At 72.4% G+C, this 22931-nt stretch carries 16 protein-coding genes; 9 read left to right on the forward strand and 7 right to left on the reverse strand.

Features of this window, described 5'->3' with window-relative positions:
* The first annotated feature begins 160 nt into the window (after window positions 1-160).
* The 5 genes from ACFVU9_RS28400 to ACFVU9_RS28420 all read left to right on the forward strand — a co-directional run bounded on the left by ACFVU9_RS28400 (window position 161) and on the right by ACFVU9_RS28420 (window position 7396).
* The gene (locus tag ACFVU9_RS28400) at window positions 161-598 is read left to right on the forward strand and encodes a BlaI/MecI/CopY family transcriptional regulator (RefSeq protein ID WP_380442387.1); all 438 of its coding nucleotides are present in this window, start codon (window positions 161-163) and stop codon (window positions 596-598) included.
* 9 nt (window positions 599-607) lie between these two features.
* On the forward strand, window positions 608-1144 hold the full coding sequence (locus tag ACFVU9_RS28405; RefSeq protein WP_329929958.1) for an amino-acid N-acetyltransferase: 537 nt from the start codon (window positions 608-610) through the stop codon (window positions 1142-1144).
* A gap of 91 nt (window positions 1145-1235) precedes the next feature.
* Window positions 1236-1586 (forward strand): Lsr2 family protein, encoded by a 351-nt coding sequence (locus ACFVU9_RS28410; protein WP_380442390.1) that lies wholly within the window; start codon window positions 1236-1238, stop codon window positions 1584-1586.
* Window positions 1587-2251: 665 nt separating this feature from the next.
* Window positions 2252-4771, forward strand: a complete 2520-nt coding sequence (locus ACFVU9_RS28415; RefSeq protein ID WP_350574326.1) for an ATP-dependent Clp protease ATP-binding subunit — start codon at window positions 2252-2254, stop codon at window positions 4769-4771.
* A 273-nt stretch (window positions 4772-5044) separates the two neighbouring features.
* Window positions 5045-7396 (forward strand): immune inhibitor A domain-containing protein, encoded by a 2352-nt coding sequence (locus ACFVU9_RS28420; RefSeq protein WP_380496660.1) that lies wholly within the window; start codon window positions 5045-5047, stop codon window positions 7394-7396.
* Window positions 7397-7468: 72 nt separating this feature from the next.
* On the opposite strand, the gene ACFVU9_RS28425 is transcribed toward ACFVU9_RS28420, so the two are convergent.
* On the reverse strand, window positions 7469-8638 hold the full coding sequence (locus ACFVU9_RS28425) for a threonine aldolase family protein (protein ID WP_380496661.1): 1170 nt from the start codon (window positions 8636-8638) through the stop codon (window positions 7469-7471).
* A gap of 365 nt (window positions 8639-9003) precedes the next feature.
* Here ACFVU9_RS28425 and ACFVU9_RS28430 point away from each other — a divergent pair, with 365 nt between their 5' ends.
* Window positions 9004-9924, forward strand: a complete 921-nt coding sequence (locus ACFVU9_RS28430) for a M23 family metallopeptidase (RefSeq protein ID WP_387598151.1) — start codon at window positions 9004-9006, stop codon at window positions 9922-9924.
* Between the two features lie 92 nt (window positions 9925-10016).
* Here the strand turns inward: ACFVU9_RS28430 and ACFVU9_RS28435 are convergent, their stop codons facing one another.
* A complete protein-coding gene (locus tag ACFVU9_RS28435; RefSeq protein WP_380442398.1) occupies window positions 10017-10652 on the reverse strand; it encodes a TetR/AcrR family transcriptional regulator in 636 nt (211 codons plus the stop codon).
* 220 nt (window positions 10653-10872) lie between these two features.
* Between ACFVU9_RS28435 and ACFVU9_RS28440 the strand changes: the two genes are divergently transcribed.
* Window positions 10873-12468, forward strand: a complete 1596-nt coding sequence (locus ACFVU9_RS28440; protein WP_380496664.1) for an MDR family MFS transporter — start codon at window positions 10873-10875, stop codon at window positions 12466-12468.
* Between the two features lie 99 nt (window positions 12469-12567).
* Here the strand turns inward: ACFVU9_RS28440 and ACFVU9_RS28445 are convergent, their stop codons facing one another.
* Window positions 12568-13512 (reverse strand): A/G-specific adenine glycosylase, encoded by a 945-nt coding sequence (locus ACFVU9_RS28445; protein ID WP_380442402.1) that lies wholly within the window; start codon window positions 13510-13512, stop codon window positions 12568-12570.
* Between the two features lie 212 nt (window positions 13513-13724).
* Here ACFVU9_RS28445 and ACFVU9_RS28450 point away from each other — a divergent pair, with 212 nt between their 5' ends.
* Complete coding sequence (locus ACFVU9_RS28450; protein WP_380442404.1) at window positions 13725-14615, forward strand: hypothetical protein; 891 nt, start codon at window positions 13725-13727, stop codon at window positions 14613-14615.
* A 163-nt stretch (window positions 14616-14778) separates the two neighbouring features.
* On the opposite strand, the gene disA is transcribed toward ACFVU9_RS28450, so the two are convergent.
* Both disA and radA read right to left on the reverse strand, forming a co-directional pair.
* The gene (gene disA, locus ACFVU9_RS28455; RefSeq protein ID WP_380442406.1) at window positions 14779-15888 is read right to left on the reverse strand and encodes a DNA integrity scanning diadenylate cyclase DisA; all 1110 of its coding nucleotides are present in this window, start codon (window positions 15886-15888) and stop codon (window positions 14779-14781) included.
* 150 nt (window positions 15889-16038) lie between these two features.
* The gene (radA, locus tag ACFVU9_RS28460; RefSeq protein ID WP_387598155.1) at window positions 16039-17562 is read right to left on the reverse strand and encodes a DNA repair protein RadA; all 1524 of its coding nucleotides are present in this window, start codon (window positions 17560-17562) and stop codon (window positions 16039-16041) included.
* A 212-nt stretch (window positions 17563-17774) separates the two neighbouring features.
* On the opposite strand from radA, the gene ACFVU9_RS28465 reads away from it, so the two are divergent.
* On the forward strand, window positions 17775-19676 hold the full coding sequence (locus ACFVU9_RS28465; protein ID WP_387598158.1) for a sigma-70 family RNA polymerase sigma factor: 1902 nt from the start codon (window positions 17775-17777) through the stop codon (window positions 19674-19676).
* Between the two features lie 94 nt (window positions 19677-19770).
* Here the strand turns inward: ACFVU9_RS28465 and ACFVU9_RS28470 are convergent, their stop codons facing one another.
* Together ACFVU9_RS28470 and ACFVU9_RS28475 are read right to left on the reverse strand one after the other, a co-directional pair.
* Complete coding sequence (locus ACFVU9_RS28470) at window positions 19771-21105, reverse strand: DUF1254 domain-containing protein (RefSeq protein ID WP_387598161.1); 1335 nt, start codon at window positions 21103-21105, stop codon at window positions 19771-19773.
* A 147-nt stretch (window positions 21106-21252) separates the two neighbouring features.
* The gene (locus ACFVU9_RS28475; RefSeq protein ID WP_387598164.1) at window positions 21253-22662 is read right to left on the reverse strand and encodes a DUF1254 domain-containing protein; all 1410 of its coding nucleotides are present in this window, start codon (window positions 22660-22662) and stop codon (window positions 21253-21255) included.
* Window positions 22663-22931: the final 269 nt, after the last annotated feature.

A 22931-nucleotide genomic window follows, 5' to 3' on the forward strand; every position in this document is an offset into this window, starting at 1 on the left:
GTTTTTTTCGGGGGGGGGCGGCCCGGGGGGATGGGGGGGGGGGGGCCGGCCACCGCCCGCACGCCCGCCGCGCCGCATTTCCCGTTTCGGGGGGTGGCGGCGCGCCGGTTTGGCGCACTTCACAAGATTTGCCCCATTCACTCCCTATCCTGGCCGCACTATGGTCCGGCAACTCGGCGAACTTGAGAACGCCATCATGACCAGGGTGTGGCGGTGGAACCGACCGGTGACGGTTCGCGAGGTTCTCCAGGATCTGCAGTCCGAACGCGAAATCGCCTACACCACGGTGATGACGGTCCTGGACAAGCTGCACAGAAAGGGCTGGCTGCGCCGCGAGCGCGCCGGCCGGGCCTATCGATATGAACCGGTCTCGTCCCGCGAGGCGTACACCGCGGCACTCATGAACGACGCGTGGGCCACGAGTGACAATCCCGCGGCGGCCCTGGTGCACTTCTTCGGCCTCATGTCGCCCGAGCAACGGGAGGCGCTGCGGGACGCCTTGCGGGTGGCCGCACTGTTCCCGCCCGATCCGGCCGGGCCGGAATCCCCGGACGACGGGGCGGATACCGGGGGGACCCCACCCGGGGCGGCGCGATAACGTCCCGCCATGGAGGTCACCATCCGCCGCGCACGGACCACGGACGTGCGGGCAGTACGCAGGCTCATCGACGCCTACTCGCGGGACGGCATTCTGCTCGACAAGCCCACCGTCACCCTGTTCGAATCCGTGCAGGAGTTCTGGGTCGCGGAACGCGACGACGATGCCACCGTGGTGGCCTGCGGCGCGCTGCACGTGATGTGGGAGGATCTCGCCGAGGTCCGCACGCTCGCGGTGGATCCGGCCTGCCGGGGGTTCGGGGTCGGACACCTGCTGCTGGAGAAGCTGCTGCAGACGGCCCGCTGGCTCGGCGTCCGTCGGATTTTCTGCTTGACGTTCGAGGTGCCCTTCTTCGCGAAACACGGTTTCGTCGAGATCGGCGAGCTCCAGGAAACCGATGATGGTACGACAGACCCGGCGGCGATCGCTACGGATGTCTATGAAGAACTTCTCCGCTCGTACGATGAAGGTGTCGCGGAGTTCCTCGACCTGGAGCGGGTGAAGCCCAACACACTGGGCAACTCGCGCATGCTGCTGCACCTCTGAGCGGCTCCGCGCCGGTCAGGGGTTTGTGTTTTCCGGTGAAAGGCGCTTTCCTTTCCTTAGGCAATGGGTCGTTTAGCGGAAAGGGAAGCCCGTGGCACAGAGGGTGCAGGTCATTCTTGAAGACGATCTCGACGGCGGTTCGGCGGACGAGACGGTGACGTTCGCGCTCGACGGCGTTGCCTACGAGATCGATCTGAAGAGCGCGAACGCGGACAAGCTGCGCGGTCTGCTGGCGCCGTACGTCGAGAAGGGCCGCAAGCAGAGCGGCCGGCTCGCCGGTCCGCGCCGGCCGGGCCGCGGCACCGCCGCCCGCCCGTCCGGCAGCGCTCCGGACACCGCCAAGATCCGCGCGTGGGCCAAGGAGCAGGGCCTGGAGGTCAACGACCGCGGCCGCGTTCCGAGCGTGGTCCGCGACGCCTACGACAAGGCGAACGTGGCCTGACCCCGGCCCCGGACCACCGGAGCGGGTGCGGGGCCCCGGCGGCCGCGGACGGCGTCGACGGCACACGCGCGGGGCGCGGAGGAGCCTCCTCCGCGCCCCGCGGCACGCGCCGGACCGGCCGCACCGCCGCCGGGGGCCGGACGGGACGGCCGCGGGCCGGGCTCGGGCGGCGGAACAATCACGAGCTGTGCAACGCTGTAGGGGCGAAGCGGTAACGCGGACACCACCGGGATGGCGTACCGGCCACGGTGGCCCCCGCTGAGCCACCGTCACCGCGGCCCCGTCCCGGCCCGACTTCTCGCCAGGCGAACACCGCCACCGCGGAAACTGCGCGAGAACCGCCCCGATACCGGGTATGAATGCAGGTGGACGGGTTCTTCGACCCGTCCAGGGGCAGTATGCGTGACCGGCCGGAGACGGATCCGGCTGCACCCCGGCGGTCCTTGTTCGCCGATGGCGTAGCGGTATCCGGTGCATCCGGCCCGCCTGCGGGAACACCGATTCCCAGCATCAGGTTGGGATTGGTGTCGGCTGGTCGCGCAGCATCTCGCTCCCACTACCGGGGAGTGAATCCGTGGGCCGCGCCGCTGAGCGGGACTAGCATGCGGAAGGACAGGGCGGGGACAGTCCCCGAACTGCCCGACCGCTCTGAGGAGCGATAAACGATGTTCGAGAGGTTCACCGACCGCGCGCGGCGGGTTGTCGTCCTGGCTCAGGAAGAAGCCCGGATGCTCAACCACAACTACATCGGCACCGAGCACATCCTCCTGGGTCTGATCCACGAGGGCGAGGGCGTCGCCGCTAAGGCCCTGGAGAGCCTCGGGATTTCTCTTGAGGCCGTACGCCAGCAGGTCGAGGAGATCATCGGCCAGGGCCAGCAGGCCCCGTCCGGCCACATCCCCTTCACCCCCCGGGCGAAGAAGGTCCTGGAGCTGTCGCTCCGGGAGGCCCTGCAGCTCGGCCACAACTACATCGGCACCGAGCACATCCTGCTCGGCCTGATCCGCGAGGGCGAGGGCGTCGCCGCCCAGGTCCTGGTCAAGCTGGGTGCCGACCTGAACCGGGTGCGCCAGCAGGTCATCCAGCTGCTGTCCGGCTACCAGACCGGCGGCGGCAAGGAGTCGGCCACGGCCGGCGGGCCCGCCGAGGGCACCCCGTCGACCTCGCTGGTCCTGGACCAGTTCGGCCGCAACCTCACCCAGGCCGCCCGCGAGGCCAAGCTCGACCCGGTCATCGGGCGCGAGAAGGAGATCGAGCGGGTCATGCAGGTGCTGTCCCGCCGCACCAAGAACAACCCGGTCCTGATCGGTGAGCCCGGCGTCGGCAAGACCGCCGTGGTCGAGGGCCTGGCCCAGGCGATCGTCAAGGGCGAGGTCCCGGAGACGCTCAAGGACAAGCAGCTCTACACGCTGGACCTGGGCGCCCTGGTGGCCGGCTCGCGCTACCGCGGTGACTTCGAGGAGCGCCTGAAGAAGGTCCTCAAGGAGATCCGCACCCGCGGCGACATCATCCTGTTCATCGACGAGCTGCACACCCTGGTCGGCGCGGGCGCCGCCGAGGGCGCCATCGACGCCGCCAGCATCCTCAAGCCGATGCTGGCCCGCGGCGAGCTGCAGACCATCGGTGCCACCACCCTGGACGAGTACCGCAAGCACCTGGAGAAGGACGCCGCGCTGGAGCGCCGCTTCCAGCCGATCCAGGTCGCCGAGCCGTCGCTGCCGCACACCATCGAGATCCTCAAGGGCCTGCGCGACCGCTACGAGGCCCACCACCGGGTCTCCATCACGGACGCCGCCCTGGTCGCCGCCGCCACCCTGGCCGACCGGTACATCTCGGACCGCTTCCTGCCGGACAAGGCGATCGACCTGATCGACGAGGCCGGCTCCAGGATGCGCATCCGCCGGATGACCGCGCCGCCGGACCTGCGCGAGTTCGACGAGAAGATCGCCGACGTGCGCCGCGAGAAGGAGAGCGCGATCGACGCGCAGGACTTCGAGAAGGCCGCGTCCCTGCGCGACGACGAGAAGCAGCTCCTGCAGGCCAAGGCCAAGCGCGAGAAGGAGTGGAAGGCCGGCGACATGGACGTCGTCGCGGAGGTCAACGAGGAGCTCATCGCCGAGGTCCTGGCCACCGCCACCGGCATCCCGGTCTTCAAGCTGACCGAGGAGGAGACCTCGCGCCTCCTGCGCATGGAGGACGAGCTGCACAAGCGCGTCATCGGCCAGAAGGACGCCATCAAGGCGCTCTCCCAGGCCATCCGGCGCACCCGTGCGGGCCTCAAGGACCCGAAGCGCCCCGGCGGCTCGTTCATCTTCGCCGGCCCGTCCGGCGTCGGTAAGACCGAGCTGTCCAAGACGCTGGCGGAGTTCCTCTTCGGCGACGAGGACGCGCTGATCGCGCTCGACATGTCCGAGTTCTCGGAGAAGCACACCGTCTCCCGGCTCTTCGGCTCCCCGCCCGGGTACGTGGGCTACGAGGAGGGCGGCCAGCTGACCGAGAAGGTCCGCCGCAAGCCGTTCTCGGTCGTCCTCTTCGACGAGGTCGAGAAGGCCCACCCGGACATCTTCAACTCGCTGCTGCAGATCCTGGAGGACGGTCGCCTGACCGACTCCCAGGGCCGCGTGGTCGACTTCAAGAACACCGTCATCATCATGACGACCAACCTCGGCACCCGGGACATCTCCAAGGGCTTCAACCTCGGCTTCGCGGCCACGGGTGACACCCAGACCGGGTACGAGCGGATGAAGGCGAAGGTCGGCGAGGAGCTCAAGCAGCACTTCCGCCCCGAGTTCCTGAACCGCGTCGACGACATCGTGGTGTTCCACCAGCTGTCCGAGGACGACATCATCCAGATCGTCGACCTCATGATCGCCAAGGTGGACGAGCGGCTCAAGGACAAGGACATGGGCCTGGAGCTCAGCGTCGAGGCCAAGAAGCTGCTGGCCAAGCGCGGCTACGACCCGATCCTGGGTGCCCGTCCGCTGCGCCGCACGATCCAGCGCGAGATCGAGGACCACCTCTCCGAGAAGATCCTCTTCGGCGAGCTGCGGGCCGGCCACATCGTCGTCGTCGACGTCGAGGGCGAGGGCAAGGAAGCCAAGTTCACCTTCCGGGGCGAGGAGAAGTCCGCCGTCGCGGACACCCCGGCCGCCGTTGCTTCCTCGGGTCCGGACCTGACGAAGTAGCAACATTTAACAGACAACAGCAAGCGGGCTGAGCCCCCGGCGTTCGCGCCGGGGGCTCAGCCCGTTTCGCATGCCCCTCGCACCGCTCTGACCTGGGGTTTTCCCACGACCCATCAGCTGACGGAAAGTCGGCGAGCATAGCGCTGTCGCCATGTCAGGGTCAAGGTCTATCTTTTCCGTCCCCACTTCGGTCAAAGTACGTCCACCTGTCTTTCATATTGGTTTACCGAGCCTTGGCCAAGAGTCGGCTCGGCCGGGGAGGACGTCACAACGTTGAAGACCACCAGGAGAACCGCTGCGGCCACCACGGCTGCGGCGGTCATCGTCACGCTCGGCGCGGGTCTGTTCCCGAGCAGCGCCGTCGCGGCCGGTTCGGCTGCCACGCCGAAGGACCCGGCCGACGCCGTCCAGTCCGTCAACACCGAGCACAACATTCCGGGCCCGCTGACCGAGAAGGTCGACGCCGAGCGCAAGGCCGCCACCGAGCAGCTGCTCGACGGCACCGCGCAGGTCGAGCAGCACAACGGCAGCACCAGCGTGAAGCTCGGCAAGGACAAGTACGTCGAGCTCGCCCGTGAGCGCACGGACAAGATCTTCACGATCCTCGTCGACTTCGGCGACCAGGTCGACAACACCACCAAGACCGCCGACGGCAAGGTCAAGTACGGTGGCGAGGCCGGTCCCAAGCACAACGAGATAGCCGCGCCGGACCGCGCCACCAACAACTCGACCGCCTGGCAGGCCGACTACAACCAGCAGCACTACCAGGACCTGTACTTCGCCAAGGACAAGGCCTCGCTGAAGACCTTCTACGAGAAGCAGTCCTCGGGCCGCTACTCGGTCGACGGCGTGGTCTCGGACTGGGTCCGGGTGCCGTGGAACGAGGCCCGCTACGGCTCGGACTACTGCGGCTCCAACGTCTGCGCCAGCGCCCAGGACCTGATCCGGGACGCCGTCGACATCTGGTACAAGGACCAGGTGGCAAAGGGTCAGACCCAGGAGCAGATCAAGGCGACCCTGGCCTCCTACGACCAGTGGGACCGCTACGGCTCGCACCACGACGGGAACTTCAACCAGCCCGACGGGTACATCGACCACTTCCAGATCGTGCACGCCGGTGAGGACAAGTCGGCCGGCGGCGGCAAGCAGGGCAGCAAGGCCCTGTGGGCCCACCGCTCCTACGTCTACGGCAACCTGACGGGCCAGGCCGGCCCCGACGGCAACAAGCTCGGCGGCGTCCAGGTCGGCGACACCGGCTTCTGGATCGGCGACTACACGATGCAGCCGGAGAACGGCGGCCTCGGCGTCTTCGCCCACGAGTACGGCCACGACCTCGGTCTGCCGGACCTCTACGACACCGCGGGCAAGGGCATCGACAACTCGGTCGGCTTCTGGTCCCTGATGTCCTCCGGCTCCTGGCTCGGCGAGGGCAAGGACAGCATCGGCGACATGCCGAACGACCTCGACGCCTGGAGCAAGTACCAGCTCGGCTGGCTGAAGGCCGACCGCGCCAAGGCGGGCACCGAGTCGACGCACCACATCGGCCCGGTGGAGTACAACACCAACCTGCCGCAGGCACTCATCGTCGACCTGCCGAAGAAGTCGATCACCACGGAGATCAACAAGCCGTTCGGCGGCCAGTCCGAGTGGTGGAGCGGCAGCGCCGACAACCTGAACGTCACGCTCACCCGTGACATCGACCTGACCGGCAAGACCAAGGCCAGCATCAACGCCAAGGCCTGGTACGAGCTGGAGCAGGACTTCGACTACGCCTTCGGCGAGGTCTCCGTCGACGGCGGCAAGACCTGGACCGTCGTGGACGGCACCTGGAACGGCGCCGCGCTCCCCAAGGAGAACGGCCGTCCGGCCGTCAGCGGCCTCGCCGCCACCTGGGGCGACCTGTCCTTCAACCTGGACGCCTACGCCGGGAAGAAGATCCAGTTCCGCTACCACAACACCACCGACGGCGGCCTGCACTACCGGGGCTTCGCGGTGGACGACATCTCGGTGGTCGCCGACGGCGCCACGGTGTTCAGCGACGACGTGGAGAAGGGCGACAACGGCTGGACCGCCGCCGGCTTCACCCGCTTCGGCGGCTCGTTCACCAAGGAATACGGGCAGTACTACATCGCCGAGAACAAGCAGTACGTCTCGTTCGACCAGACGCTGAAGACCGGCCCGTACAACTTCGGCTTCGCCGACAAGCCGAGCTGGGTCGAGCACTACGCGTACCAGCCCGGCCTGCTGATCTGGTACTGGGACCAGTCCCAGACCGACAACAACGTCAGCGCCCACCCGGGCCACGGCCTCGTGCTGCCGGTCGACTCGCACCCGGCCCCGCTGAAGTGGGCGGACGGCACCCTGATGCGTCCGCGCATGCAGGGCTTCGACTCGACCTTCGGTTCGCGCCGCGTCCCGGCGCTGACCCTGCACAAGGCCGGCGTCGAGACGGTCGTCCCGAAGTCCAAGGGCGTCGACGAGTTCAACGACCTGAAGTCCTGGTGGTCCAAGGACGACCAGTACAGCGGTGTGGACGTCCCGAAGACGGGCACCAGCATCGAGGTCGAGAACGAGTCCTCGAACTACCTGGAGACCTGGATCCGGGTCCGTCCGGTCGACAACTGATCGGTGAGCGGACGTAGTTGATCCGTCGGTCCGACCCGTCCCCGCACTGCGCGGGGGCGGGTCGGACGCTTTTCAGGCCTTGCGCTCGGGCAGGCGGTCGAGGAAGGCCGCGACCGCCTCCGCGATCCCGGCGGCCGTCCAGTCCAGCGCCTCGGCGGCCACCGTGACCTCGGTCATCGCCAGCCCCGGCGGGCCGGGCTCGCGCCAGCTGCCGAACAGGCCCACCTTGGCGTCCTCGGCCAGCCCCAGGCCCGCCTCCTCCAACTCCGCGGCCGGGTACGGCAGCCAGAGCTGGAACTGGTGGGTGTGCGGCGGCGCCGGGTGCACCCGGGCGCCGGGCACCGCGGCGACGGCCTCGGCCAGCGCGCCGGCGACCGTCCGGGCGTGGGCCACGTACCCCTCCAGGCGCGGGAGTTCGCGCTCCAGCCCGGCGAGCGCGGCCAGCGCGGGCGGCCACTGCTGGAACAGCTGGCCGCCGTACCGGTGCCGCCAGGCCTTCGCCGTCCGCACGAAGCGCTCCGGACCGGCCAGTGCGGCGCCGCTGATCCCGCCGAGGGTCTTGTAGAAGGAGACGTACACCGAGTCGGCCAGCGCGGCGACCTCCGGCAGCGAGCGGCCGAGGTGGAACACCGACTCCCAGAGCCGCGCGCCGTCCAGGTGCAGCGCCGCTCCCTGCTCCGCCCGCACGACCTCGGCGACGGCCACCAGCTCCGCCCAGTCGGGCAGCACGAAGCCGGCCTCGCGCAGCGGCAGTTCCAGGATCATCGCGGCGTACGGCTCGTCGAAGCAGCGCACCTCCTCGACGGTGGGCAGGCGCGGGGCGAGGGTCGGCCAGACGCTCCGCAGGCCGGTCAGCACGCCGAGCGCGTGGCGCTCGTGCTGGTCGGTGTGGCCGAGCGGGTGGGTGGCCACGGTGGGCAGCCCGGCCGCCTCGGCGTGGATCCGCAGCGCGACCTGCTGGGCCATCGTGCCGGTCGGGAAGAAGGCCGCGTCCTCGGTGCCGAGCAGGTCCGCGACCCGGCGCTCCAGCGCGCGGACCACGCCGTCGCCGTACTGGTCCGGACGCCCGTCGAGGTCGTGGACGCCGTCCGCCTCCCCGGCCAGGGCGGCGAGGTGTTCGCGCAGGCTCTTCGGCCGGTGGCCGGAGAGCAGCCGCTCGCAGCCGCGCTGGGCGGCGAAGCGGCGGTCCTGGAGGCTCGGGCGGCGGGGGCCGTCGAGGTCGTCGCTGCTGTTGGCATACATGCGTCGATCGTCCCCCAGCGGAGGCTCCCGGTCAGCGGTGCGGACGCGAGCGGCGGGCGCGGCCGGCGGCAAACCTCACGGCCGCGTGGTGCTGGTCACAGGACTCGGAGGCGGTACGACCGGCGGTAGTAGACGGCGTCGACGGGCGCGGCGGACGACGCGGACCGTGGGCCGACCATCGGATTTCATGATCGTTGCTCCGTCGGCTTGAATCTCCGGCGCGACACCGACTACACGCCGTAGTACGTCACCGCGTTTGGGAGTCCGCTCGGTGACGGTTAAAGCTGAGTGGTCCCCCGCTCAGCACACGCCGCGCCCGACCGGGCCCTTCGTGCTGCCCTTCTACGACCGTGATTGGGCCCGCCATGTCCTCTGTCCCGCCCGTGGGGCCGGCCCTGCGCCGGCTCGCCGCCCGCACGGCGGCCCAGGCGGCGGCCTGGCAGCCCCGACTCGGCCACGCCGTCCGCACCGTCGGCGCCCACGCCGCGCCGGTGCTCGCGCTCGCCGAGGCCCGGCACCCGCTGCCCGGCGCCCGGGTGTGGGCCGACCGCGAGCGGGCCGTCGTCGCCGCCGGGGGCACCGCGGTGCTGCTGGCCGCCGCGCTGCTCGTCGCCGCGCCCGGCAGCGCCTCCGCGCAGACGGTCCTCCCGACCACCCCCGGCAGCTCGGCCTTCACCGCGCCGCAGGCCACGGTGCCCGTCCCCGGCATGGTGCAGGTGGCCGGACCGAGCCCGTACCGGCTCCCGGACGACAGCGAATCGGCGCAGGCGGACGTGGCGATGGCCCCCAACCTGCTGCCGGTCGAGCCGGCCCCGGCGGCGCCGGCGGCGTCGGCCCCCGAAGGCGGGGAGGCCGTGCCCGCGCCCGCCGCGGCGCCCGACTGGTCCGCTCCCGTCCCGGGCGCGCCGACCAGCAATCCGTACGGGGTGCCCAACTCCGAGTACGCGGCGGGCTACCACACCGGGGTGGACTTCGCGATCGACCCGGGCACGCCGCTGCTGGCGGTCGGGAACGCGACCGTGGTGTCGGCCGGCTGGGACGGCTCGTACGGCAAGGAGGTCGTGCTGCGGCTGGCGGACGGGCGCTTCGCGCAGTACGCGCACCTGTCCTCGGTGGAGGTGTCGCCCGGCCAGCAGGTCTCGGCGGCCGAGGAGATCGGGCGCTCCGGGAGCACCGGCAACTCGACCGGGCCGCACCTGCACTTCGAGATCCGCACCAGCAACCGCTACGGCGCGGTGATCAACCCGGTCGCGTACCTGGCCTCGCACGGCGTCACGGACTTCTGAGGTCCGGAGGTCCCGAGGGGGACGGGGCGGCTCGCGCGGCGGGCCGCCCCTCCGTCGTGACCGGGCCCGGGTGCGATCGGGCCCGGGTGTGATCAGGCCTGGGCGGGGGCGGGCACCGGGCGGTCGATCAGGGCGCCGATCTCCAGCGCGACCTCGCGGGCGGCGGCCATCGCCTCCTCCACGGTGGCCTGCGGCGACTCGTGCCACAGGTGGTCGACGTGGTCGGTGCCGGTCTCGTCCTGCTTGAGCAGGAACATCGCCGAGTTGATGGTGAAGAGCGACATCGCGGCGCGCAGCCGGTCCTGGAAGCTCGCGTCCGGCCCGTGCACGAGGCGGACCATCGCGATCATGCGCTCCTTGAACTCCAGGCCGGCCGGCGACTCGCGCAGGGCGGGCTGGTTCTCGTGGAAGAAGCGCAGCAGCGGCGCGCGCTCGGACATCCCGGCGGCGAAGCGGCGGATCAGCTCGTCGCGCAGCTCCGGCGTCCAGGGCTGCTGCCGGCCCCACTCGATGGTCTCGTCGATCGGCGCGGCCATGGACTCGACGATCCCGTGGACGATGTCGTCCTTGGTCTTGAAGTGGTAGTAGAGCGCGGCCTTGGTGACGCCCAGGCGGTCGGCGATCTCGCGCAGCGAGGTCTGCTCGTAGCCCTGCTCGGCGAAGAGCTCCAGAGAGACCGCGATGATGCGGGCCCGGGTGTCGCTGCGCGGGCTGTGCGTCGTACCCATGGCCTGCCTCATGACTGCGTCGGTGACTGCTGCGGACGCCGGCGGTGCCCGCCCCCCGGGACACATTCTCCCTGCCCAGGCGGCCGGGATGGAAACTGGCTTGACGACCGGCTAGTGGACAACTTACCGTGCCGACGGTCCATAAACTAGCCGGGCGACAAGTAAGTAGCCGCTCCAGGCCCGACGATCGTCCACACCCAGTCCCGGGAGACACCACCCCATGTCACAGTCCAAGACCGCCGACCCGGTGCCGGAGGACAAGCAGGCCGAGGAGGAACAGCCGCGGTCACCCCGCGAGATCCGCCTCGTGATGGTCGGCCTGGTCGTCACGATGCTCCTGGCCATGCTCGACAACCTGATCGTGGGCACCGCGATGCCCACGATCGTCGGTGACCTCGGCGGCGCCGAGCACCTGTCCTGGGTGGTCACCTCGTACACCCTGGCCACGGCCGCCTCGACCCCGATCTGGGGCAAGCTCGGCGACCTCTACGGCCGCAAGGGCACCTTCCTCACCTCGATCGTCATCTTCCTGGTGGGCTCGGCACTGTCCGGCCTGTCGCAGAACATGAACGAGCTGATCGGCTTCCGCGCCCTGCAGGGCCTGGGCGCCGGCGGTCTGATGGTCGGCGTCATGTCGATCATGGGCGCGCTCGTGCCGCCGCGCGACCGCGGCAAGTACCAGGGCATGTTCGCCGCGGTGATGGCGCTCGCCACCATCGGCGGCCCGCTCGTCGGCGGTTTCATCACCGACCACCTGAGCTGGCACTGGACCTTCTACATCAACCTGCCGCTCGGCGTGATCGCGCTCGCCGTGGTCGTCGTCACCCTGAAGCTGCCCAAGGTCCGCAACAACGCCCGGATCGACTACCTGGGCGCGATCCTGCTCACCACCGGCATCACCTCGCTCGTGCTGATCACCACCTGGGGCGGCCAGCAGTACGCGTGGGGCTCGAAGCAGATCCTCGGCCTGGCCGCGCTGGCCGCCGCCTCGCTGATCGCCTTCTGCTACGTGGAGCAGCGGGTCGAGGAGCCCATGCTCCCGCTCAGCCTGTTCAAGAACCTGAACTTCACCCTGGTCTCGATCATCGGCTTCATCGTCGGCTTCGTGATGTTCGGCGCGACCGTCTTCCTGCCGCTGTACCAGCAGATCGTGCAGGGCGCCTCGGCGACCAACTCCGGCCTGCTGCTGATGCCGATGATGTTCGGCATGCTGGTCGTCTCGCTCGTGGTCGGCCAGGTCGTCACCAAGACCGGCAAGTACCGGATCTTCCCGGTCATCGGCACCATCGTGATGACCGGCGGCATGGTCCTGCTCTCCACCATGGGCACCGAGACCAGCAGCTTCACGTCCGCCTGCTGGATGGTCGTGCTGGGCGCCGGCATGGGCTTCCTGATGCAGATCACCATGCTGGTCGCGCAGAACAGCGTCGAGCTCAAGGACATGGGCGTGGCCAGCTCCACCGCCACCCTGTTCCGCACCATCGGCGGTTCCTTCGGTGTCGCGCTGTTCGGCGCCCTGTTCAACAACCGGGTCGCCGACACGATGAAGGAGCGGCTGGGCGAGCACGCCTCGGCCGGCGCGTCGAAGGCCGACCCGAGCCAGATGAGCCCGGCGGCGCTGAAGCAGCTGCCCGCCCCGGTCCAGGACGCCTACCACCACGCGGTGGCCAACGGCATGCACACCGTCTTCCTGTGGGGTGCGGCGGTGGCCGTGATCGCGATCGCCGCCTCGGTCTTCATGCGCGAGGTGCCGCTGCGCGGCGCCGGCAAGGACGAGAAGGCGGCCGAGGCCTCGCTGGAGGCCGCGGCCGTCTGACGGCCCCTGCCGTGCGCGGCTGATCGACGCGACGCCCCCGGAGGGTTCTCCGGGGGCGTCGTCGTGTGTCGGGGCAGGTCTACCGGCATCGGGGCAGAGTTACTGCGGGAGGCGGTAGACGCCCTGCTCGACGGGCTCGACCAGGCCGTCCGCCACGAGGCCGTCCAGGGCCCGGGCCCGCTGCACGGCGTCCGGCCAGACCGCGTCCAGCCGGGCCTGCTCGACCGAGCCGTGCGCCTCGCGAAGGACGGCGAGCAGCTTGCCGCGCACCTGCCGGTCCGTCCCCTCGTAGGACTGGCCGCGCCGGGCCGGGCCCTCGTACGGCGGGCGGCCGGCCCGTTGCCAGGCGCAGTGGGTGAACAGCGGGCAGTCGCCGCACTCGGGGCCGCGGGCGGTGCAGACGAGCGCGCCCAGCTCCATCACGCCGACCGCCCAGGTGGCGGCCGTCCCGGCGTCGTCGGGCAGCAGCGCGGTCGCCGTCCGGCGCTCGGCCGCCGTGGTGGCCTGGGCCGGGTACTCGACGCCCGTCACCGCGCGGGCGAACACCCGGCGGACGTTGGTGTCCAGCACGACGTGGCGCTGGCGGAAGGCGAAGGACGCGACGGCCGCGGCCGTGTACTCCCCCACCCCGGGCAGCGACAGCAGCGTGGCGTGGTCGTCCGGCACCTCGCCGCCGTGCTCCTCGGTGATCGCCACCGCCGCCGCGTGCAGCCGCAGCGCGCGCCGCGGGTAGCCGAGCCGGCCCCACATCCGGACCGCCTCGCCGGGGGCGTCGGCCGCGAGGTCGGCGGGGGTGGGCCAGCGCTCCAGCCACGCCTCCCAGGCGGGCAGGACCCGCTTCACCGGGGTCTGCTGGAGCATGAACTCGCTCACCATGACCGCCCAGGGCGACGCGTCGGGCGTGCGCCAGGGGAGGTCGCGCTTGCTGGCCTCGTACCAGTCGAGGACGGTCGCGTGCAGCGCCGGCAGCGGGAGGGGCAGCCGAAGGGCGGGTCCTGCGGGGGAAGGAGACGCGGTGGTGGCGGTGGCGGTGTTGGAAGTCATGGCCCTTCGATCCTCCCACGCCCATGGACCCGGCCGAAGTGGAGTAGGTAATTCCGGATCCTGTGGAATTTCCGGGCGGACACGCCGGAAGACCTCCCTCGAACGGCTCAAATGGCGGATCATGTGAAGGAAGGGGCGACTGTGCGGTGTTGGTGAGTCAATCGCCACACACTGTCTCGTAGAGTTCGGGTGTGCCCTCTCTGCGTCAACCCGTGGGACCGTTGCCGGCCTCGATCTACTGGCGACGGCGTGTCGTCGTGCTCGCCGCCGTGGCCGCGGTCATCGCCCTCATCGCCTGGCTGATGTCCGATCAGGGCGGCGGCGGTGACGACGGATCACAGAGCAAGGCCGCGCAAGCCGCGCCGACCCAGTCCCAGACACCCGCTCAGGCCATCACGCCCGGCGCCTCGCCGAGCGGCCCCGCGGCGCGCCCCGGCGGCGGCAGCACCGGCGGCTCCGGCGGCGGCACGGGCGGTACCGTCCCCGGCTCGGGCGGGGGCGGCGGCGAGGTCAGCCTCAGCACCGGCGGCACGGGCACCGGCGGCGCGGCCGGCCCGGCCCCTGCCACCGGCGGTGCCGGCGGCGCGGCGGCGGGTGGTGCGGCGGGTGGTGCGGCCGGTGGCACCGGCGGCGGTGCGGGCGGCTCCGGTGGCGGCGCCCCCGCGGTGAACACGCCCGACGTGATGGCGCTGCCGATCTGCGCCACCTCGCAGGTGGCCCTGGAGCTGGCCAGCCCCCAGAACTCGTACCAGTCCAAGGACAAGCCGCGGTTCGCCCTGACGGTGAAGAACTCCTCCGGCGCCAACTGCCGCGTGGACCTGGGCCGGACGACCTCGGTGGTCACCGTGACCGCCGCCAACAAGGGCGACCGGGTCTGGTCCTCCGGCGACTGCCCGACCGACCGGGGCAGCCTCTGGGTGCAGCTCCCGGCCAACGGCAGCCAGATCGAGACGTTCACCTGGGACCGCAGCCGCAGCAAGCCGCAGTGCGCCACCCCCGACCCGACGCCCCCGGCGAACGACACCTACGTGGTGAACGCCGACGTCACCGGACTCACCGGGGACAAGGTCTCGGCGCGCATCTCGATCCGCCTGGACGGCTGACCGGACGTCACCCCGCCCGTACGCCGAAGCCCCCGATCCGCGAACCGCGGTCGGGGGCTTCGGTGTTGTGCGGGACGATCGTTGTGCGGCCGATCGATGCCTGACGGCCGATCCGGCGATCCGGCGATCCGGCGATCCGGCGATCCGGCGATCCGGCCGAGGGTCAGACGTAGCGCTCCAGGATGGACGATTCGGCAAGGCGGGACAGGCCCTCGCGGACCGAGCGGGCGCGGGTCTCGCCGACGCCCTCGACCGTCTGCAGGTCGTCGATGCTCGCCGCGAGCAGCTTCTGCAGCCCGCCGAAGTGCTCGACCAGGCGCTCTATCACCGTGTTGGGCAGGCGCGGGATCTTCGCCAGCAGCCGGTAGCCGCGCGGCGAGACGGCGGCGTCCAGCGACTCCGGCGAGCCGGAGTAGCCGAGCGCCTTGGCGACCGTCTGCAGGTCGAGCAGTTCGGCGTGGGTGAGCGCCTCCAGGTCGGCCAGCACCTCGGTGACCGTCCGGCCCTTCTTGGCGGCCCGCTCCGGGAAGTAGTCCCGGGCGACCAGCTCGCGCTCCGGCTCCACGCCCGCGATCAGCTCGTCCAGCTGGAGCGACAGGAGGCGGCCGTCGATGCCGAGCTCCAGCACGTAGCCGGCGATCTCGGTGGCGATCAGCCGGACCATCTCCAGGCGCTGGGCGACGGCGGTGACGTCCCGGACCGTCACCAGGTCCTCGATCTCCAGCGCGGACAGCGTGCCGGCCACCTCGTCCAGGCGGAGCTTGTAGCGCTCCAGGGTGGCGAGCGCCTGGTTGGCGCGGGAGAGGACGGTGGTCGAGTCCTCCAGCACCCGCCGGGTGCCGTTGACGTACATCGCGATCAGCCGCATCGAGTGCGAGACCGCGACCACCGGGTAGCCGGTCTGCCGGTTGACCCGCTCGGCGGTGCGGTGACGGGTGCCGGTCTCGTCGGTGGGGATCGTGGAGTCCGGCATCAGGTGGACGCCGGCCCGGACGATCTTGGTGATGTCCTTGTCCAGCACCACCGCGCCGTCCAGCTTGCACAGCTCGCGCAGCCGGGTCGCGGTGAACTCGACGTCCAGGACGAAGCCGCCGGTGCAGATCGACTCGACGTGCTTGTCGAAGCCGAGCACGATCAGACCGCCGGTGTTGGCCCGCAGGACCCGCTCCAGGCCGTCGCGCAGCCCCGTGCCGGGCGCGATCGCGCTGAGGGAGGCCCGCAGCAAGGCCTCCTCACGGGAGGACTTGTCCGCCCCCCGGTCGCTGGCTGCCACGTGACTCCTCCGGTCGCCCGTGCCGCGCGCCTCGCGCCGTGCGCCCGGCCTGCGGTCTGTTGCTCTGTCGCTCAGTACCGCTCGGTACTCGCCTTCTCGTCAATGAGACAGGGGAAAGTCTAACTGCGTGTGGCGGGGACAGGGCTTGGGTCAGCGCAGTTCGTCGGAGTCGAGCGGCTCCCAGCCGTCCATCAGCTCCTCCGGGTAGGCGGCGACCCGGGCCTGGCGCGGGGCCGGCGGCGCCGACGGTGCCTCACCACGCGCCTCACCACGCGCCTCACCACGCGGCTTGGCGGCGGCCCGGCGGCGGCCCGGGATGGCGCGCAGCGCCTCGCCGATGTCGGCCACCTCGACCACCTTCATGCCCGGCGGCACCTTGCCCGGGTCCGGCGGGACGAGGGCGTGCGTGAAGCCCAGCCGGTGCGCCTCGGCGAGCCGGCGCTGCACACCCGTCACCCGCCGCACCTCGCCCGCCAGGCCGACCTCGCCGATCGCCACCAGGTTGCTCGGCAGCGGGGTGTCGGTGGAGGAGCTGGCCACCGCGAGCGCGACCGCGAGGTCCGCGGAGGGCTCGCTGAGCTTCACGCCGCCGACCGTCGCGGTGTAGATGTCCTGCTTGCCGAGCTTCACGCCGCCGTGCCGCTCGACGACCGCCAGGATCATCGCGATCCGCGGCGACTCCAGGCCGGAGGTCGTCCGGCGCGGCGACGGGATCTGCGAATCCACCATCAGCGCCTGCACCTCGGCCACCAGCGGGCGCTTGCCCTCCAGCGTGACGGTGAGGCAGGTGCCGGGGACGGGCTTGTCACGCCTGGTCAGGAAGAGGCCGGACGGATCGGCCAGGCCGACGATGCCCTCGTCGTGCAGCTCGAAGCAGCCGACCTCGTCGGTGGCGCCGTAGCGGTTCTTGACCCCGCGGATGAGCCGCAGCCGGGCGTGCCGGTCCCCCTCGAAGCTCAGCACGACGTCGACCAGGTGCTCCAGCAGGCGCGGGCCGGCGATCTGGCCGTCCTTGGTGACGTGACCGACCAGCAGCGTGGCCATGCCGCGCTCCTTGGACGCCCGGATCAGCGCGCCCGCCACCTCGCGGACCTGCGCCGGGCCGCCGGGGGCGCCGTCCAGCTCGGCGGAGGCGATGGTCTGCACCGAGTCGAGGATCAGCAGGCCGGGGCCGACCGCCTCGATGTGCCCGAGCACCGCGCCGAGGTCCTGCTCGGCGGCGAGGTAGAGGTGTTCGGAGAGCGCGTCGATCCGGTCGGCACGCAGCCGGACCTGGCCGGCCGACTCCTCGCCGGTGACGTACAGCGTGCGGTGCTGGGCGGTGGCCGCCTTCGCGGCGACGTCCAGCAGCAGGGTGGACTTGCCGACACCGGGCTCGCCGGCCAGCAGCACCACGGCGCCGGGGACGAGACCGCCGCCGAGGACCCGGTCCAGCTCCGGAACGCCCGTCGACCGGGCCGTCGCGACCTGGCCGTCCACCTGGGCGATCGGGCGGGCGGGCGCGCTGACCGGGCCGGCCGCCGTCGTCCGGATCGGCACCGCGCCGTACTCCTCCACCGTGCCCCAGGCGTTGCACTCCGGGCAGCGGCCGACCCACTTGGGCAGCTGGTTGCCGCACTCGGTGCAGCGGTACGCCGGGCGCGGCTTGGCGGTGGTCTTGGTACGGGCAGCCATGGGGCCCACCGTAGCGTCTGGGTACGACAGTGGCGGGTACGGCCGTGCGGGGGCCGTACGGGGGGCGGGTCCGGTCCGGGTCCGGTCCGGGTCCGGATCGGCTTCCGTTCAGGGCCGGGCGTCCACACACGTGGGCGATGTTGTTACCCGAAAGAAGTACATACGCCAGGAATCGGCCGGACGGGCCGCCCGTCGTCCCTACCGTCGGACGGGTGACAACGCGTACTGATGGGCCGCCGCGCGCGGAAAGACCGGCGACGGCCGTGCTCGCGGCGTACGACCGGCAGGTGGACGGCCTGTTCACCTACTGCCTCTCGGTGCTGTGCGAGCACGACACCGCCGCCGACACCCTGCGCGAGGTCCGCGACCTGGCGCAGCGGCACGGCGGACGGCTGGCCGAACCCGGGCTCGTCCGGGCCTGGCTGTTCTCGCTCGCCCGGTACTGCTGCCTGCGGCGGCTCGCGGACGGCGCCGGGGGGACGGCCGGCACCGGGCTGACGGAGGCCGAGGCGGCCCGGCGCCGGCGCGAGCTGGCCTCGCTCGCCTGGCCGGAGGCGGCCGGGACCGGCCCCGAGCAGCGGGAGGCCCTGGAGCTGTCGGTCCGCCACCGGCTGACCCCGCTGGAGGTGGCCGCGGTGCTCGGGCTGCCGTTCGACGCGACCCGGGCGCTGCTCGGCGCGGCGGAGGCGGAGGTCGCCCGCACCAGGTCGGCGCTGCTGGTGCTCGGTGTGGGCAGCTGCCCGGAGCTCGACCGGCTCGGCGGGGCCGGGGCGGAGAGCTGGCGGGACTGGGTGCTCGGGCCGGCGCTGCGGCGGGAGCTCGTGCAGCACGTCGTCGACTGTCCGACCTGCCGGGGGACGGCGGAGCGGGTGGCGGGCGAGGCGGCGGACGGTGCGGGGCCGACGGGTCCAGCGGGTCCGGCTGGGCTGGCCGGGCTGCCGTTGCTGACGGCGCCCGCCGCGCCGGACGGCATGGTGGCGTACCTACCGCAGGCGTCCGGGGCCGGGCGCAGTGCGAGTGCGGAGGCGGCCGTCGAACCGGGTCTGCGGTTCGACCAGAGCGGGTTCCCGCGGCACCGCGCGCCGGACGCGGGCCGCGGACTGGCCGTCCGGCGTCGGGTGGTGACCACCGGGGTGCTCGCGGCCGTGCTGGCGGCGCCGGTGGTCGCGCTGTGGGCCGGCCACCGGGGTGGTGGCGGGCCCGGGGCGACGGCGGCCGTGTCGTCGGTGCGGGTGGACGAGGCCGGGCGGCAGGCGGAGCAGCGGCCGGCGGGGGCCGGCGGGGTGGGGGTCACCACCTCGGGTGCGGGTTCCGTCGGTGGGACGGGGGTGCCCGGGGTGGAGCTCGCGGGGGCCGGGGCGACGGGTGCAGAAACGTTCTTCCCCGGCTTCCGCGGGCCCGTGCTCCAAGGTCCCGCCGTCCCCGTCCCGGGCCGGGGCGCGACGCCGCTCGGCAGCCCCGCCCTGATCGCCACCCCCGCGACGGCGGTCGGGCCGGCCGCCGGCTCCGGCTGGGCCGCGGGCGGCGGCGCCGACCGGCCCGCACCGGTCGGGCTGCTCACCGTCGAGGCGGGCGAGTACGGCAACCGGACGGTCCTCACGCTCACCAACTCCGGTGGCAGCGAGATCCGTTGGCACGCGGTCGTGGACGCGGCCTGGCTCCGGCTGAGCCGCGACTCCGGGACGCTCGAACCGGGCCAGCGCATCACGGTGATCGTCACGGTGGACGACGGCCTCGCCCCCACGACGCACTGGACGGCCCGGATCGCACTGCCGCCGTCCGAGGCCGTGGTCACCCTGGAGGGCGGCCCGCAGGACCACGGCGGCTCCGCCCCGCCGTCCGCCTCGCCGACGCCGACCGCGGCACCGACGGCCACGGCCACGGCCACGCCCGCCCCGGGCACCACCCCGACCGCCACGGCCTCGCCCAGCGCGACGCCCGCACCGACCGCCACCCCCACGGCCCCGCCCACGAGCACGCCGACACCCCAGCCCCCGTCCCCGCCCCCGCCCTCGCACTCGCCGAGCCCGACGGCCACGGCGTCCCCGAGCGCGACGTCGACGCCGCACCCGCGGAGCGGCGCATCGGCCCCGCCGCAGCCTTCGCCGCGGTGAGGGAGCGCCTTTCGGCTCACACCGGAGGGCGGGCTGCGGCGTCAGGTGCACGCGACGGTGGGTGGGGCGTCTCCCGGCCCGAGCCGAGAGCGGTTCAGCGCCGGTGGATCAGGGGCACCTGGTACGTGCCGTCCAGGACGGACTGCTTCGGCCGGTAGAAGCGGATGATCGGGCGGAACTCGCCCGCCGGGGTGGGCAGCCAGTTCGCCAGTTCCGTCGGGTCCTCGGGCTCCTCGTGCTGGAGGGTCAGGGTGAGCGAGCCGTCCGCGCCGTGCACCAGGCCGGGGGTGCGGTCGCCGATCGAGTAGCGCTCGATCGGGTTGTCCACGAGGTAGTAGTCCGGCAGCGAGTACATCGTGACGGACCAGAACGCCTCGGCCGGCGGCGGCTGGTCGAAGCGGAGCGTGTAGCGGTTCGCGCCGCTGAGCGGGCGGCCGTCGGAGTCGTCGTACGTCATGGCGTACGAGGCCTCGTAGGCGTGGTTGCCCCACAGGCCGGCGCGGGCGGCGGCGGCCCGGCTGAGGTAGCCGGCGCGGCGGTCGGGGATGCGCCACTCGGGGTCGTCGATGGTGCCGGGGCCGAGGTGGTCGATGTTGTAGTCGAACAGGTGCAGCGCCGAGCGCCACTCCCCCAGCGGGTGGTCCTCGGGCGGGCGGGTGGCCGCCTCGACCCGTTCGCGCCCGGCGGCCAGGCCCTTGAGCAGGGTGTGGGTCCAGTCCGAGGCCGCCGCCCGGTACGGGGAGACGCCCTCGTCCAGCAGGCCCAGCGGGGCCAGCCGCCGCTCGTACTCGACGTCGGGCCCGGAGGGCGGGAAGGCCCGCATCCAGATCCGCATCCGTTCGAAGAACGCGAGCCGCTCGGGGACGTCCTGGTCGGGCTCGGGCAGGCCGGCGGCCAGGCCGCCGGGCTCCAGCGGGGTGAGGGTGAGCGCGTTCTGCAGGGCCTTGACCCGGGGGAGGTCGTCCGGGCCGGCGCAGGCGAAGCGGCCGACGACGGTCGCGACCGTGGTCGGCGCCTCGATCACCTTCTCCGGGTCGGGCGGGGTGCCGTGCCAGCCGGGCGGGACGACCAGCCAGGTCTGCGCGCCGGTGCCGGTGGCGCGGCTGCCGAGGTAGGCGAAGTTGTCGGTCCAGGCGCCGACGAACTGCAGCACGTAGTAGGCCCCGGCGGTGTCCGGGACGTGCAGCACCTGGGGGCCCTCGGAGAGGTCGAGCTGGGCGATCGAGTAGACGGTGTCGTTGTTGACCGAGACGAAGTCGTCCCCCGGGGCGGCCAGCCGGGTGGCGTGACTGAAGCGGTTGAACGTCGCCGCCGGCAGGGTGCCCATCCCGCCCTTGGTGAAGCGCTCGACCATCGTGAGGCCGGCGACGAGCGGGTAGCCGTAGACGTACGCGTCGGCGGCCAGGGCCTCCAGCTCGGGCTGGGTCATCGGGTGTCCTGTCGTGGTCGGTCGGGGGTGGTCGGGGGTGGTCGGGCCTGGGGAGCGGTCGGTCGGGGGTGGTCGGGGGTGGTCGGGCCTGGGGAGCGGTCGGTCGGGGGTGGTCGTGACAGGTCGGGGTCAGGGGGCGAGCGGCGGTCAGCGCGGGGTGAGCGGCGGGAGCCGCCAGCGACCGTCGAGTGCGGGCGCCTCGGGGCCGTGGAGCCGCAGGACGACGGTGAACGGGCCGTCCGGCGCCGGGAGCCAGTTGGCGGAGTGCTCGGCGTCGGCGGGGCGCTTGTGCCGGACGTGGAGCGTCAGACCGCCGTCCCGGTCGTGGACCAGGCCCGGGGTCCGGTCGCCGATCGCGTAGCGGTCGAGGGTGTTGTCGACCGGCCGGCGGTCCGGGAGCTCGTACAGGGCGGCGGACCAGGAGAAGCGGGCCGGCGGCAGCGCGCCGGGGCCGAACCGGATCGTGTAGTCGCGGTCGCTCGCGCTGGGCGGCCGGTGGCCCTCGCTGTCGGCCGTCCAGGCGCCGCACCAGACCTCCTCGGCGGGGAGGTCGTACGGGCCGAGCCGGGCGCCGAGGGCCTGGCGCAGGTAGTCGGCGCCGGTCTGCTCGCGGGTGCCGGCGAGGCCGCACGCGTCGGGGCGGGCGGCGGCCTCGCGCTCCAGCCGGGCCCGGGCGTCGGCGATGCCGCGCGCCATCTCGGCGCGCACGTCCAGCGGGAGGGCGGCGGGCTCGAACTCGCCGCGGCCGTCGATCCCGAGGTCGGTGAGGCGGCCGCGCAGGTCCGCCTCGGCGGGCGGGAGCGGGACGGCGGCCGGGTGGCGGGGCGACGGGAGCGGGAAGAAGCCGAGCAGGAAGTCGAGGAAGGCGAAGAACTCGACGGTGTCCGTCACCTCGTCCCGCCAGACCGGCCAGACCGGGTCCGGGGCGGGGTGCGGCGCCGGGGTGCCCTCGTACTCGTGCAGCGGCCGCAGCCAGTACTGCTGCCGGACGGCCTCCATCGCGGCGACGTCGGCCGGCTCCGGCCCGGCGAGGTGCGTGCGGGCGACGATGCCGGCCAGACGGGTGGCGGTGCGGATCACGCTCCGGACGCCGGGCGGCGGCTCGCCCTGCCAGTCGGGGCCGGCCACCAGGTGGTCGCCGGCCTCCGGGCCGGTGGCGCGGGCGCCGACGAACCCGGCGTACACGGCGTCGAGTTCGTGGACCGGCAGCACGTAGTAGCGGTCGTCGGCGGGGACGGAGAGGACCCAGGGCTCGGCGCGCAGGTCGAGCCAGGCGGAGGAGGACGGGAGGTCGTGGTCGACGGCTCGCTCACCGAGGGGCGAGGCGGGGAGAGTCGCGGTGTGGGGGGTCGCGGTGCGGAGGGTCGCCGGGTCGAGGGCGGACGGCGGCGGGTGGTGACGGAAGACGCCGAAGCCTCCGACGTACGCCGGATCGGCGTCGTCCAGCGCCTGCGCGTACAAGGTGCGGTAGTTCCGCAGGACCGGGTACCCGCGCAGCCACGCCTCGGCAGCCGTCGCACGGACGGTGGTCGGATCGACGAGGGCCGGGCTGACCATGGTGTCGCTCTCCCCAGCAGGATCAGGACAAATCACTACATAGGGGATGCTAGGCGGGGAGGCGCCGGTCAGCACCTGGAACGGCGGGCGGAGGGAAGCGGAGGGAAGGGGACGCCCCGGGAGAGGAAAAGCGGGAGGGAAAACGAGGGAAAACGGGAGCGAAGCAGGAGTGGGAAGTAGGCCGGGCCGACTTACCCCACCCCCCCCCGGGGAGTGGGTGGGGGGCGTCCCCACCACCGCCCGCGGCACCACTTAGTACCGACGGGCCC

It is taken from the genome of Kitasatospora sp. NPDC057936, from assembly GCF_042887525.1.
Lineage (GTDB): Bacteria > Actinomycetota > Actinomycetes > Streptomycetales > Streptomycetaceae > Kitasatospora.

Bases quoted from the DNA above. Each gene is read 5' to 3' on its own strand.
- ACFVU9_RS28400 (WP_380442387.1), top strand. From the start codon at position 161: ATGGTCCGGCAACTCGGCGAACTTGAGAACGCCATCATGACCAGGGTG.
- ACFVU9_RS28405 (WP_329929958.1), top strand. From the start codon at position 608: ATGGAGGTCACCATCCGCCGCGCACGGACCACGGACGTGCGGGCAGTA.
- ACFVU9_RS28415 (WP_350574326.1), top strand. From the start codon at position 2,252: ATGTTCGAGAGGTTCACCGACCGCGCGCGGCGGGTTGTCGTCCTGGCT.
- ACFVU9_RS28425 (WP_380496661.1), bottom strand. From the start codon at position 8,638: ATGTATGCCAACAGCAGCGACGACCTCGACGGCCCCCGCCGCCCGAGC.
- ACFVU9_RS28430 (WP_387598151.1), top strand. From the start codon at position 9,004: ATGTCCTCTGTCCCGCCCGTGGGGCCGGCCCTGCGCCGGCTCGCCGCC.
- ACFVU9_RS28435 (WP_380442398.1), bottom strand. From the start codon at position 10,652: ATGGGTACGACGCACAGCCCGCGCAGCGACACCCGGGCCCGCATCATC.
- ACFVU9_RS28440 (WP_380496664.1), top strand. From the start codon at position 10,873: ATGTCACAGTCCAAGACCGCCGACCCGGTGCCGGAGGACAAGCAGGCC.
- ACFVU9_RS28445 (WP_380442402.1), bottom strand. From the start codon at position 13,512: ATGACTTCCAACACCGCCACCGCCACCACCGCGTCTCCTTCCCCCGCA.
- radA (WP_387598155.1), bottom strand. From the start codon at position 17,562: ATGGCTGCCCGTACCAAGACCACCGCCAAGCCGCGCCCGGCGTACCGC.
- ACFVU9_RS28470 (WP_387598161.1), bottom strand. From the start codon at position 21,105: ATGACCCAGCCCGAGCTGGAGGCCCTGGCCGCCGACGCGTACGTCTAC.
- ACFVU9_RS28475 (WP_387598164.1), bottom strand. From the start codon at position 22,662: ATGGTCAGCCCGGCCCTCGTCGATCCGACCACCGTCCGTGCGACGGCT.